Here is an 11,917-nt window from a genome sequence, read left to right as displayed (position 1 = left end):
AGATCATGGGGCCTGCCGGATGGTCCTGGCACCACCCTGCCCGCCAGGCTTGACGCATGAGCACAGGACTGGCCCACTCCGCCCTGCGCGGCCACCGCCCGGCGTTCGTCGGGACGTTCGTGGCCGCGCTGTTCGCCGCGACCGTGGTGAGCGCGTCGCTGACCCTCCTGGTCAGCACGTCGACAAAGGGACTGTCCGCGCAGGCACGCGGCGCGCTCGCGGCGAACGACATCGGCGACATGGCGGTCGTGATGCTCATCGGCTCCATCTACATGTCGATCTTCGTGATCGCCTCGACGATGGGCACCGCGGTGACCCAGCAGCACCGCGAGCTCGCGCTGGTACGGGCCATCGGCGCCCGGCCCCGGCAGGTGCGGCGGGCCGTGGTGGTCCAGGCGGTGGCCGCCGCGGTGCCGGCCGCGCTGGCCGGGTTCCTGCTCGGCGGCGGCCTGTTGAGCCGGGTCTGGTTCGCGGGGCTGCGCGACCACGGGCTCGTCCCGGCCGAGGTGGCGTACCGCTTCACGTGGTTCGCGCTGCCCGTGTGTCTGGCGGTCGCCGTGGTGACCTCGGCGCTCGCCGCGTTCCTCGCCTCGCTGCGCTTCTCGATGCTGCGCCCGGCACGGGCCCTGGACGAGGCGTCGGCGGGCCGGCGCGGGCTCGGCAGGGTCCGGGCCCCGCTCGGTGTGATCGCGGTGGCGGGCGGCGGCGCCCTGTCGGTCTCGCTGGCCCACCAGTCGTCCGACGACGCGGCGCAGGCGTCGTTCCTGGTGCTGCTGCTGTTCTGCGTCGGGGCGGGGCTGCTCGGTCCGAAGGTGGTCGGCCCGGCCGCCCGGCTCGTCTCGGCGCCGGCCCGCCGGTTCGGCGGCAGCGCACGCCTGGCGATGCTCAACGTCCGCTCGCAGCCGCGCCGCTTCTCGGCCGCGGTGGTGCCGCTGGTCCTGGTCACCGGCTTCGGGCTCACCAAGATCGCGATGCACACGACGGCGGCCCACTACACGGGTTCGTCGGGCAGCGCGGGCGAGGTCTGGCTGGACTACTTCGGCACCGGTCTCTACGCCGGCTTCGCCGCGATCGCCGCGGCCAACACCCTGGCGATGATCTCCTTCGAGCGGCGCCGCGACATAGCCCTGCTCCGGGTGGTCGGCACGCTGCCGGGCCAGGTCCGCTCGATGGCGGCATGGGAGGCGGGCATCGTCGCGGCCACGGCCCTGGTGCTCGGCGCGGTGGTCGCCCTTGCGACCCTGGCCCCGATGCTGACGGCCGCGTTCGGCTCGTGGATCCCGTACCTGCCGTGGCCGACCGTGCTCGCCATGGCGGGCGGCACGCTGGTCCTGACCCTGCTGGCCACGGGGATACCTGTGCGGTCGGCGCTGCGCAGGCGGGCGATCAGGACGCTGGCCGCGTCCTGAGGCCCGCCGCGCGCGGACCGGTCAGTGCGGCGCGCCGCGCCAACCCGACACCGGCAGGGCGAACTTGGCGACGAGCCGGTCGGTGAACGAGGCGTGGTGCAGCCGGGCGAGCCGTACCGGAACGGCCCCTCGCCGCACCTCCACCCGCGCGCCCGAAGGGAGTTCGACCGTGCGGCGCCCGTCGCACCACAGCACGCCGTGCGGCGTGTGCGGCTGCACCTCGACGGCGAGCACCGAGGTGGGCGAGGTGACCAGGGGCTTGGCGAACAGCGCGTGCGCGCTGATCGGCACCATGAGCAGCGCCTCGACCTCGGGCCACACCACGGGCCCGCCGGCCGAGAAGGCGTAAGCGGTCGAGCCGGTCGGGGTGGCACAGACGATGCCGTCGCAGCCGAACCCGGTCACGGGACGGCCGTCGATCTCCAGGACGACTTCCAGCATCCGCTCGGGCGAGACCTTCTGGACGGCCGCCTCGTTGAGGGCCCAGTCCTCGTGCACCACGTCGCCGTTGTTGTGCACGACGACGTCGAGGGTCATCCGCTCCTCGACCTCGTAGGCCCGTGTCACGACCCGGTCGACGACCTTGTCGAGGTCGTCGCGCTCGGCCTCCGCGAGGAAGCCGACGCGGCCGAGGTTGACGCCGAGCATCGGCACGCCGGACGCCCGGGCGAGCTCGGCGCCGCGCAGCAGGGTGCCGTCACCGCCGAGGACGATGAGCAGTTCACAGGCATCCAGGCACTCGGGGGTGGCCTCCTCGACGATCTCCGCCTCGGCGGGCAGCGGCAGATCGGCCGCCTCCGCCCGCAGCACGCGTACGCCGATGCCGCTGCGCAGCAGGCCCCGTACGACCAGCTCCGCGCTGCGGATGGCGGCCGGCCTTCCGGTGTGCGCGAGCAGGAATACGGTGCGTGCCGCCGTGCTGTTCTCCGGGTTGTTCTCCGACGAGCTCAACGAGGTCCCTCCGCCACTGCGCGCTCCACGTCCGCGGGATCGAGCGCGGGCGCCCCGGCCCGCAGCCACAGAAAGTACTCGACGTTGCCGGAGGGCCCGGGCAGCGGGCTCGCGGTGACCCCGAGGACCCCGAGGCCGAGCGTGGCCGCCTGGGCCGCCACCGTCCGTACGGTCTCGGCCCGCAGCTCGGGGCTGCGCACGACGCCGCCGCTCCCGAGCCGTTCCTTGCCGATCTCGAACTGCGGCTTGACCATGAGGACCAGGTCCGCGTCGGGCGCCGAGCAGCGCACGAGGGCGGGCAGGACCAGGCCGAGCGCGATGAAGGAGAGGTCACCCACGACGATGTCGGCGGGCTGCCCGTCGATGTCGTCGAGCGTCAACTCACGTACGTTCGTACGGTCCTTCACGGTGACCCGGTCGTCACTCTGGAGGGACCAGGCGAGCTGCCCGTAGCCGACGTCCACGGCGACCACGTGCCCGGCTCCGGCGCGCAGCAGCACATCGGTGAATCCGCCGGTGGAGGCGCCCGCGTCGAGCGCCCGCCGGCCCTCGATCTCCAGCCCCTGCGGAACGAAGGCCGCGAAGGCGCCGGCGAGCTTGTGCCCACCGCGCGAGACGTAGTCCGGATCACTGTCGTCGTCCACCACCACGATCGCGGCGGCGGTCTCGACCTGAGTGGCGGACTTGGTGGCGACGGTCTTGCCGACGCTCACCCGCCCCGCGGCGATCAGCTGGGCGGCGTGCTCCCGCGACCGCGCGAGTTTCCGGCGCACCAGCTCGGCGTCGAGGCGGCGGCGTGCCACTCCTGCCACGTTCGGTTCAGCTCCTGTAGTCGTAGTTCTGTCGGCTGCCCGGCGGACCGCTAGGGCCGTTGGTCGCCCAACGGCCGGGTCCGGCCGGAGGTTCCCAGGGCCGCCCCCGGGGCGGGAGAAGGCCCCTGCCGGGCGTCGAGCGCGGTCAGTGAGTCGCGCAGCCCCCGGTGTACATCCTCGTACACCTCAAGGTGGCCGTCCGTACCGAGGTGGTCGACGTCGCCGAGCCGCTCGACGAGGGCGTCGATCCCGGCGTCGCCGGTGGGGCCGCGGGGTACGTCCAAGGGGGAGGGGCCGACCACCTCGGATTCCACATCGGCTTGCACCTCGGGTTCCGCCTCGGGGCCCGGCATCGAGTCGCTCATGCCAAGACGCTACCGCGAAGCCCTGGGGTACGGTCGATCACGATGGCGACCATGGAGGAGTGCCGCAGCGCACTCGACAAACTTTCGGACAATCTGGCCCGGGCGGAGGGCGACGTGCGTGCCGCCGCCGCGCTGGACCGCTCGCTGAGCTGCCACATCACGGACCTGGACGTCACCTTCGCGGGCCGCCTCCGGTCCGGCCGCATCGAGGTCCACGACACGGCTCCCGGCCCGCCCCGGGAGAAGGCCCAGATCCGCCTGGCGATGAAGGGCGACGACCTGGTGGCGATGGTGGACGGCGAACTGAACTTCGCGAAGGCCTGGGCCTCGGGCAGGATCCGCCTGGAAGCGAGCTTCCGAGACCTCCTCCGCCTCCGCACCCTGCTCTGACCCCCGCCCCCCCTTCCGCGCAGTTCCCCGCGCCCCTGGCAGCGCCGGGTGCAGGCATCTTCAGCCCGCCGGGGGATGCCGAGAATGAACATCAGCCATATCCAGCCCGTCCGGCGTTTGAGGACGAGCGCCCTCAAGGCGCGATCCGGGGTCTGGGGCGGAGCCCCAGGGTCCTTCACCCCCGGAGGGTCTCGGGAAGGGGCGGGGTGGGGAAACTCAGCCCACCAGAGCCGCCCGCCGAGGAGCAGCCGGCACGACCAACGGCGTCCCCGTCTCCGGATCCGGAATCACCTGACACCGCACCCCGAAGACCTCCTCGACGAGCGACGCCGTCACCACCTCCGAGGGCGCCCCCTCGGCCACCACCCGCCCCTCCCTCATGGCAACGAGGTGAGACGCGTACCGAGCCGCCTGGTTGAGATCGTGCAGCACGGCCACCAACGTCCGCCCCTGCGACGCATGGAGCTCCGCGCACAGGTCAAGGACCTCGATCTGGTGCTGGATGTCCAGGAACGTCGTCGGCTCGTCGAGCAGCAGCAGCGGCGTCTGCTGAGCGAGCGCCATGGCGATCCAGACCCGCTGGCGCTGCCCCCCGGACAGCTCGTCGACGTACCGCTCACCGAGCCCGCCGACCCCCGTCGCGTCCATGGACTCCTGGACGATGCGCTCGTCCTCGGGCGACCACTGCCGCAGCAGGCCCTGGTGCGGATAGCGCCCGCGCGCCACCAGGTCCCCCACCGTGATGCCGTCCGGCGCGATGGAGGACTGCGGGAGCAGCCCGAGCGTCCTGGCGACCTTCTTCGCGGGCAGCGAGTGGATGCTCTGCCCGTCGAGCAGCACCCGCCCCTGGCTCGGCTTGAGCATCCGGGACAGGGCGCGCAGCAGGGTCGACTTGCCGCACGCGTTGGGCCCGACGATCACCGTGAAGGAGTTGTCGGGGATGTCGACCGACAGGTCCTCGGCGATCACCCGCTGGTCGTAGCCGAGGGTGACCGATTCGGCGCTGAGGCGCTGCATGCTCGTACTCCTGGGTGAAGTTCCGTAATCCGCAAGGGAGTTGGTGGTGACGGGCGTCGCCCGGCGGCTCATATCCGGCCCGCCCTGCGCTCGGTGACGAGGAGCCACAGCAGATAGACGCCGCCGACCATGCCGGTCAGGACCCCCACCGGCAGCGTGCTCCCGCCGAACAGCCGCTGCGCCGCCCAGTCGGCGACGACCAGGAGCGCCGCGCCCATGCACGCCGAGGCGAGGATGTTCGGCCCGGTCGCGCGGGTGAGGCGGCGGGCCAGCTGCGGCGCGGTCAGCGCGACGAAGGAGATGGGCCCGGCGGCCGCGGTGGCCGAGGCGTTGAGGAGGACGGCGGAGAGCATCAGGACGGTACGGGTCCGCTGCACCGGCACGCCCAGCGCGTACGCCGCGTCGTCGCCCATCTCCAGCATCCGAAGCGGCCGCCCGTACGCGAGGACGACCGGAAGGAGCACCACGAACAGCACGAGCAGCGGCCAGACCTGGGCCCAGTCGCGCCCGTCGAGCGATCCGGTGAGCCAGACCATCGCACGGGTGGCGTCCACCAGGGTGGACTTGGTGAGCAGGTAGTGGATGCCGGCGGTGAGCATCGCGGCCGCGCCGATGCCGACGAGCACGAGCCGGTAGCCGTGCACGCCCTTCTTCCAGGCCAGGAGGTAGACGGCGATACCGGTCGCGAGGCCGCCGACCAGCGCGCCGAACGAGACCGCGACCGCGCTGCCGTGGAAGAACACGATGACCGTGAGCGCGCCGACCGAGGAGCCCTGCCCGAAGCCGATGACGTCCGGACTGCCCAGCGGATTGCGGGAGATGGACTGGAACAGCGCCCCGGAGATCCCGAGCGAGGCGCCCACAAGCAGCGCCACCAGCACGCGCGGCAGCCGCAGTTCGTTGATGATGAAGTCCTGCGCGGGCGTGCCGGATCCGAGCAGGCTGCGCACGACGTCGGCGGGGGCGATGGTGAAGTCACCGGTGCCGATCAGGACGACGCCGGCCGCGAGCGCGAGGACGGCGAGCCCGCAGACCACGGCAAGGGCGCGCGGTTCGGCCCGGAAGGAGAGGCCGCCGGGAATACGTATCGCCTTCACAGCTGGGCCATCCTCTTGCGCCGTACGAGGTAGATGAAGACGGGCCCGCCGATGAGCGCGGTGACGATGCCGACCTGGAGTTCGCCGGGCCGGGTGATGACCCGCCCGACCACGTCGGAGCCCAGCAGCAGCACGGGCGAGAGCACGGCCGCGTACGGCAGGATCCAGCGCAGGTCGGGCCCGGTGATGGCGCGGACGATGTGCGGGACCATGAGCCCGATGAACACGATGGGCCCGCACGCGGCGGTCGCGGCCCCGCACAGCAGGGTGATCACGACCATCGACGTGACGCGGGTCCGGGTGAGATGGGCGCCGAGCGCGCGGGCGGTGTCGTCGCCCATGGCCATCGCGTTGAGCGGCCGCGCGAGCAGCAGGGCGACGACGAGGCCGACGAGGATGAACGGCGCGACCTTGGTGACGGTCGCCATGTCCGCCGTGGCCAGCGAGCCGACCTGCCAGAACCGCAGCTGGTTGAGGGCGGCGGAGTCGGTGAGCTGCACGGCGTTGATGTAGCCGTAGAGCGCGGCGCTCGCCGCCGTCCCCGCGAGCGCGAGCCGCACGGGGGTGGCGGCCCGGCTGCCACCGAGGAGGTACACCGCGGCCGACACGACGCCCGCGCCCAGGAACGCGAACCACACATATCCGGTGAGGGAGTTGACGCCGAGGAAGCTGATCGCGGAGACCACCGCGGCCGCCGCTCCCGCGTTGACCCCGAGGATGCCGGGTTCGGCGAGCGGGTTGCGGGTGAGCGCCTGCATGACCGCGCCGGCGATCCCGAGCGCGGCCCCGACGAGCAGCCCGAGCAGCGTCCGCGGCACCCGTACGTCATGGATGAGGACGTCGTCGGCGGTGCCGGAGGCGTGGAAGAGGCCGTGCCAGACGTCGCCGAGCGGCATGGGTTTCGCGCCGACCGCGATGCTGGCGACGGCGACGAGCGCCAGGGCGCCCACGGACACGAGCAGACCCGCGGCGCGCAGCGTCCGGCGCTTCGCGGTCGGGGCCGGGGGCGCGGACGTGGTCCCGTCGCGCGGCTGAGGAGGACTGTCTACCAACACGCAAGTTAGGTTAGCCTACCCTGCACTCGACCGAACACGTCCCGGGCTCAAAGCCCCAGCAGTTCCAGCGCCTTCGACGCGTCCAGCTCGCACGCCCCGTCGCCGGCGTACGTCCAGGCGGCCGCGCACAGCGCCCGCAGCCCGTCCATCGCCTCCCCGCCCCCGTCGAGCGCAAACGCCCCGTCGGCAACGGACGCGGTCCACCCTCCGCACCCGAACCCGCCCTCTTTCTCGGCCACTTCGGGCTGCCCGGTCAGCAGGCCGCGCAGATCCGCGTCGACGAAGGTGGGCCGGTGCTCGGGCCGCGCGGCCAGGAGCTGGGCGCCGTCGGTGACCCCGGTCAGCACGAGCAGCGAGTCGACGCCGCCGTTGAACGCGCCCTCGATGTCCGTGTCGAGCCGGTCCCCGACCACCAGCGGCCGCTGGGCACCGGTCCGCAGCACCGTCTCGCGGTGCATCGGGGGCAGCGGCTTGCCGGCCACCTGGGGCTCGGCGCCGGTCGCGATCCGGACGACCTCGACCGCCGCGCCGTTCCCGGGCGCGATCCCCCGCCCGCTCGGAATCGTCAGATCGGTGTTGGAGGCGAACCACGGCACCCCGCGGGCCACCGCGTACGAGGCCTCCGCGAACCGCGACCAGGTGATGTCCGGACCGCCGTAGCCCTGCACCACGGCCGCCGGATCGTCGTCGGCCGACTCCACCGGCACGAGCCCGCGCTCAAGCAGCGCGACCCGCAGCCCCTCGCCACCGATGAGCAACACCCTTGATCCCTGCGGGAGTTGATCGGCGATGAGCCGGGCCACCGCCTGCGCCGAGGTGATCACATCGGCCGGCTCGGCGGGCACACCGAGCTCGGTGAGGTGCGCGGCCACCGCGTCCGGCGTCCGCAGCGCGTTGTTGGTCACGTAGGCGAGGTGCATCCCGCCGTCCCGCGCCACGGCGAGCGCGTCGACGGCGTGCGCGATCGCCGCACCGCCCGCGTAGACCACCCCGTCCAGATCCAGCAGGGCCGTGTCGTACGCCTCGTTCAGCGCCCGCTCGCTGCCGCTCGGCATGATCCGGCCGATCTGGCTCATCTTCATCCACTCCTCGTTCGATGCTCTCCCCCCGATCATCGCGCATGCCCGTCGCCCACATACGATGCACAGATGAGCACAACTGGGCGTGCGGACCTCGGGCTGCGCCTGATCCCGTTCCGCGGACTGCGCTATGTTCCCGAGCGGGTGGGCAGCCTCGCCGCCGTGACCTCGCCGCCGTACGACGTGGTCGTGCGCCCCGACGGGCTGCTGCACCTGGAGTCGGCGGACCCGTACAACATCGTCCGGCTGATCCTCCCGCAGGCGTCCTCCCCGGCCGCCCGCAACCGGAAGGCCGCCCTCACCCTGGACGACTGGCTCGACGAGGGCGTCCTCGCCCCGGACCCCGAGCCCGCCCTGTACGTCTACGAGCAGGAGGGCGACGGCATACTGCAGCGCGGGCTGATCGGCGCGCTCGCCCTCTCCGAACCGGCCGAGGGCATCGTCCTGCCGCACGAGGACGTGATGCCGCATGTCGTCGAGGACCGCGCGGCCCTCATGCGGACCATCGCCGCCCACCTCGAACCGCTGCTCCTGACCTACCACGGCAGCAACGCCCCCACCGGCGCGACCGCCGTCATCGACCGCACCATCCTGCGCGAACCGCTCCTGCGCACCACCACGGAGGACGGTTTCCGCCACCGTCTGTGGGCGCTCACGGATCCGGCCGATCTCGCGGAGGCCCAGGCGGACCTCACGGCGCACCAGGCGGTCATCGCCGACGGCCACCACCGCTGGGCCACCTACCTGCGCCTGCGCGACGAACAGACCTCGCCGGGCCCCTGGGACTTCGGCCTGGTCCTCCTCGTCGACACCGCTCGCTATCCGCTGCGGGTCCGCGCGATCCACCGCCTCCTGCACCGCCTGCCGGTGTCCGAGGCGCTGGCCGCGGTCACCGAATCGGGTGCCTTCCGCGTCCGCACCCTCGAAGTCCCGCTCGCCCGCGCCCTGGAGGCGCTGGGTGAAGCGGCGTCCGAGAGCAACGCCTTCCTGCTCGCGGGCGACGGCCGCTTCCACCTCCTGGACCGCCCGGACGAGGCACTGCTCGCCCGCACGATCCGGGCGGACCGGCCGCCGGCCTGGCGCTCGCTGGACGCGACGGTCCTGCACTCGACGCTGCTCGACGAGATCTGGCGCATCCCGGACACGCCCGACGACATCGCGTACATCCACGACACGGCAGCGGCCGTCGAGCAGGCCGAGCGCCACAACAAGACGGCGGTCCTGATGCACCCCGTACGCGAGGAAGTCGTCCGGGACCTGGCCCGCCAGGGCGTCACGATGCCCCGCAAGTCGACCTCGTTCGGCCCGAAGCCGGCGACGGGCCTGGTGCTGCGCAGCCTGACCGTGAACTGAAAACAAAAAAGAGGCGGTGCCCCGGCCGGGGCACCGCCTCTCTTCTGTCTCTACAACCGTCAACTGTCAAACATCAGACGCCGAACGCCAGATATCAGACACCGTCAGCTGTCAGCCGTCACCTTCCGGCTGTCAGGCGTCCTTCTCGACCGGCGGGACGGGCTCGCCCGGCGCGGGCTCCACCAGGTCGGCGTCGACGACCTCGGCAGCCCGGACGATCTCGGCGTCGTCGCCCTCGAAGTCGTCCTCTTCCTCACCCTCGTCGGCGAAGTCGGGCTCGTCCTCGACCTCGTCGCGCGGCCCATCGACATCACCGTCGGCCTCGACGTCACCATCGGCCTCGACATCGTCCTCGATCATGGCGTCGACGAAGTCGACACCGTCCAGCTCGGCGAGCCGGTCGGAGGCGTCGGTCGTGCCGTCCTTGTCCGCCTCAAGCGCCTTGGCGAACCAGTCGCGGGCCTCGTCCTCACGCTCGGCCGCGAGCAGCGCGTCGGCGTACGCGTAACGCAGTCGCGCGGTCCACGGCTGTACGGAGTTCGACGCGAGCTCAGGGCTCTGCAGGGTCACGATGGCGGCGTCCAGCTGCCCCATGTCCCGCCGCGCCCCGGCCGCGACCAGGCGCATCTCGACCTGGCCGGCCTTGTCCAGCTTGGCCACCTCGGGCTCGCCGGCCATCGCCAGCGCCCGCTCGGGACGGCCGAGCCCGCGCTCGCAGTCCGCCATGACGGGCCACAGCTCGACGGAGCCGGTCATCCGACGCGAGGCACGGAACTCCGCGAGGGCCTCCGAGTACTTCTGCGTGGCGTACGCGGCGAAGCCGGCGGCCTCGCGAACGGCGGCCACACGGGAGGCGAGCCGCAGCGCGATGCGGGAGTAGGCGTAGGCCTGCTCGGGCTCGTCGTCGATGAGCCGCGCCACCATCACCAGGTTGCACGCAACCTCCTCGGCGAGGCCCTTGGGCAGGCTCATCAGCTCCTGGCGCACATCCGCGTCGATCTCGTCGCCGGTGACGTCCTCGTCGATCGGCAGCCGCTTGACGGGCTCGCGGTCACGATCCCGGTCCCGGTCGTCCCGACGCCCGAAGCCACCACGGTCGTCGCGCGACGCGTAGCCACCCCGGTCATCACGCCGGTCGTCCCGCCCGCGATACCCACCGCGGTCGCCCCGGTCATCACGCCGGAACCCACCACGGTCGTCATCACGACGCGGAGCCGGACGATCATCACGACGCCCGTAAGAACTGCCGCCACCACGGTTGTCATCACGACGCCCGTACGACGAACCACCGCCACGGCTGTCATCGCGCCGGAACCCACCACGGTCATCGTCCCGACGCGGGGCGGGACGGTCATCACGACGCCCGTAAGAACTGCCACCACCGCGCTCGTCATCGCGACGGGGGGCCGGACGGTCATCACGGCGCCCGTACGAGCTGCCGCCACCACGGTTGTCATCACGACGCCCGTACGACGAACCACCGCCGGAGGACCCACCACGGCTGTCGTCCCGGCGGAACGCACCACGGTCATCGTCCCGACGCGGGGCGGGACGGTCATCACGACGCCCGTACGAGCTGCCGCCACCACGGTTGTCATCACGACGCCCGTACGACGAACCACCGCCGGAGGAACCACCACGGCTGTCATCGCGGCGGAACCCACCACGGTCATCGTCCCGACGCGGAGCCGGACGATCATCACGACGCCCGTACCCACCGCCGGAGGAACCGCCACGGCTGTCGTCACGGCGGAAGCCACCGGCACCGCCACGGTTGTCATCGCGGCGGAACCCACCGCGGTCGTCATCGCGACGCGGGGCGGGACGGTCATCACGACGCCCGTACGAGCTGCCACCGCCGGCGGGGCGACCGCCACGGTCGTCACGGCGGGGGTAACCACCGCCGGAGGAGCCACCACGGCTGTCATCGCGGCGGAACCCACCACGGTCATCGTCCCGACGCGGAGCCGGACGATCATCACGACGCCCGTACCCACCGCCGGAGGAACCGCCACGGTTGTCATCACGACGGGGAGCCGGACGATCATCACGACGCCCGTAGGAGCTACCGCCGCCACGGTTGTCATCGCGGCGGAACCCACCGCGGTCGTCATCGCGACGCGGGGCGGGACGGTCATCACGACGCCCGTACGAGCTGCCACCGCCGGCGGGGCGACCGCCACGGTCGTCACGGCGGGGGTAACCACCGCCGGAGGAGCCACCACGGCTGTCATCACGACGCCCGCCGTAACCACCACGGTCGTTGTCACGACGCGGACCGCGGTCGTCTCGACCACCGCGGTAGCCGCCCCGGTCACCACCGTCCTGACGGCGCGGCTCGCGCTCCGGACGATCGTCGGGAGAGTTGGTGGACATCGTGACTCCTAGT

General features: G+C 72.4%; 12 protein-coding genes. 3 read left to right on the top strand and 9 right to left on the bottom strand.

Going from position 1 to position 11,917, the window contains the following annotated elements:
- Window positions 1-56: 56 nt before the first annotated feature.
- Entirely contained in the window at window positions 57-1,409 is a 1,353-nt protein-coding gene (locus OHA17_RS30765) for an FtsX-like permease family protein (protein WP_406509232.1), read from the top strand.
- 21 nt (window positions 1,410-1,430) lie between these two features.
- Here OHA17_RS30765 and OHA17_RS30760 read toward each other — a convergent pair whose 3' ends face one another.
- Genes OHA17_RS30760 through OHA17_RS30750 form a run of 3 tightly spaced genes read right to left on the bottom strand, consistent with a single transcriptional unit; the run spans window position 1,431 to window position 3,537 of the window.
- Window positions 1,431-2,360 (bottom strand): NAD kinase, encoded by a 930-nt coding sequence (locus tag OHA17_RS30760; RefSeq protein ID WP_398879753.1) that lies wholly within the window; start codon window positions 2,358-2,360, stop codon window positions 1,431-1,433.
- Window positions 2,357-3,172, bottom strand: a complete 816-nt coding sequence (locus OHA17_RS30755) for a TlyA family RNA methyltransferase (protein ID WP_053723354.1) — start codon at window positions 3,170-3,172, stop codon at window positions 2,357-2,359. The genes OHA17_RS30760 and OHA17_RS30755 overlap by 4 nt, the downstream gene beginning before the upstream one ends.
- Before the next feature lie 50 nt (window positions 3,173-3,222).
- Window positions 3,223-3,537, bottom strand: a complete 315-nt coding sequence (locus OHA17_RS30750; protein ID WP_406509231.1) for a hypothetical protein — start codon at window positions 3,535-3,537, stop codon at window positions 3,223-3,225.
- A gap of 42 nt (window positions 3,538-3,579) precedes the next feature.
- On the opposite strand from OHA17_RS30750, the gene OHA17_RS30745 reads away from it, so the two are divergent.
- Window positions 3,580-3,927, top strand: coding sequence for an SCP2 sterol-binding domain-containing protein (locus tag OHA17_RS30745; protein ID WP_406509230.1), 348 nt, complete (start codon window positions 3,580-3,582; stop codon window positions 3,925-3,927).
- A 216-nt stretch (window positions 3,928-4,143) separates the two neighbouring features.
- On the opposite strand, the gene OHA17_RS30740 is transcribed toward OHA17_RS30745, so the two are convergent.
- The 4 genes from OHA17_RS30740 to OHA17_RS30725 all read right to left on the bottom strand — a co-directional run bounded on the left by OHA17_RS30740 (window position 4,144) and on the right by OHA17_RS30725 (window position 8,172).
- Complete coding sequence (locus OHA17_RS30740) at window positions 4,144-4,944, bottom strand: ABC transporter ATP-binding protein (RefSeq protein WP_406509229.1); 801 nt, start codon at window positions 4,942-4,944, stop codon at window positions 4,144-4,146.
- 68 nt (window positions 4,945-5,012) lie between these two features.
- Window positions 5,013-6,041 (bottom strand): iron chelate uptake ABC transporter family permease subunit, encoded by a 1,029-nt coding sequence (locus OHA17_RS30735; protein ID WP_053723350.1) that lies wholly within the window; start codon window positions 6,039-6,041, stop codon window positions 5,013-5,015.
- On the bottom strand, window positions 6,038-7,093 hold the full coding sequence (locus OHA17_RS30730; protein WP_406510854.1) for an iron chelate uptake ABC transporter family permease subunit: 1,056 nt from the start codon (window positions 7,091-7,093) through the stop codon (window positions 6,038-6,040). The genes OHA17_RS30735 and OHA17_RS30730 overlap by 4 nt, the downstream gene beginning before the upstream one ends.
- 50 nt (window positions 7,094-7,143) lie before the next feature.
- The gene (locus OHA17_RS30725; RefSeq protein WP_406509228.1) at window positions 7,144-8,172 is read right to left on the bottom strand and encodes an HAD-IIA family hydrolase; all 1,029 of its coding nucleotides are present in this window, start codon (window positions 8,170-8,172) and stop codon (window positions 7,144-7,146) included.
- 72 nt (window positions 8,173-8,244) lie between these two features.
- Between OHA17_RS30725 and OHA17_RS30720 the strand changes: the two genes are divergently transcribed.
- Window positions 8,245-9,528: a DUF1015 domain-containing protein gene (locus OHA17_RS30720; RefSeq protein WP_406509227.1), complete on the top strand. Its 1,284-nt coding sequence runs from the start codon at window positions 8,245-8,247 to the stop codon at window positions 9,526-9,528.
- A gap of 132 nt (window positions 9,529-9,660) precedes the next feature.
- Here OHA17_RS30720 and OHA17_RS30715 read toward each other — a convergent pair whose 3' ends face one another.
- Both OHA17_RS30715 and OHA17_RS30710 read right to left on the bottom strand, forming a co-directional pair.
- Entirely contained in the window at window positions 9,661-10,515 is an 855-nt protein-coding gene (locus tag OHA17_RS30715; protein ID WP_406509226.1) for a hypothetical protein, read from the bottom strand.
- Window positions 10,500-11,846 carry a hypothetical protein gene (locus tag OHA17_RS30710; protein ID WP_406509225.1) on the bottom strand — a complete coding sequence of 449 codons (1,347 nt, stop codon included), beginning with the start codon at window positions 11,844-11,846 and terminating at the stop codon, window positions 10,500-10,502. The genes OHA17_RS30715 and OHA17_RS30710 overlap by 16 nt, the downstream gene beginning before the upstream one ends.
- Window positions 11,847-11,917 lie beyond the last annotated feature (71 nt).

Source organism: Streptomyces sp. NBC_00212 (assembly GCF_045206365.1).
In the GTDB taxonomy this organism is placed as follows: domain Bacteria; phylum Actinomycetota; class Actinomycetes; order Streptomycetales; family Streptomycetaceae; genus Streptomyces.
This window is presented reverse-complemented; position numbering and strand designations above follow the sequence as displayed.

Bases quoted from the DNA above. Each gene is read 5' to 3' on its own strand.
- OHA17_RS30765 (WP_406509232.1), top strand. From the start codon at position 57: ATGAGCACAGGACTGGCCCACTCCGCCCTGCGCGGCCACCGCCCGGCG.
- OHA17_RS30750 (WP_406509231.1), bottom strand. From the start codon at position 3,537: ATGAGCGACTCGATGCCGGGCCCCGAGGCGGAACCCGAGGTGCAAGCC.
- OHA17_RS30745 (WP_406509230.1), top strand. From the start codon at position 3,580: ATGGCGACCATGGAGGAGTGCCGCAGCGCACTCGACAAACTTTCGGAC.
- OHA17_RS30740 (WP_406509229.1), bottom strand. From the start codon at position 4,944: ATGCAGCGCCTCAGCGCCGAATCGGTCACCCTCGGCTACGACCAGCGG.
- OHA17_RS30725 (WP_406509228.1), bottom strand. From the start codon at position 8,172: ATGAGCCAGATCGGCCGGATCATGCCGAGCGGCAGCGAGCGGGCGCTG.
- OHA17_RS30720 (WP_406509227.1), top strand. From the start codon at position 8,245: ATGAGCACAACTGGGCGTGCGGACCTCGGGCTGCGCCTGATCCCGTTC.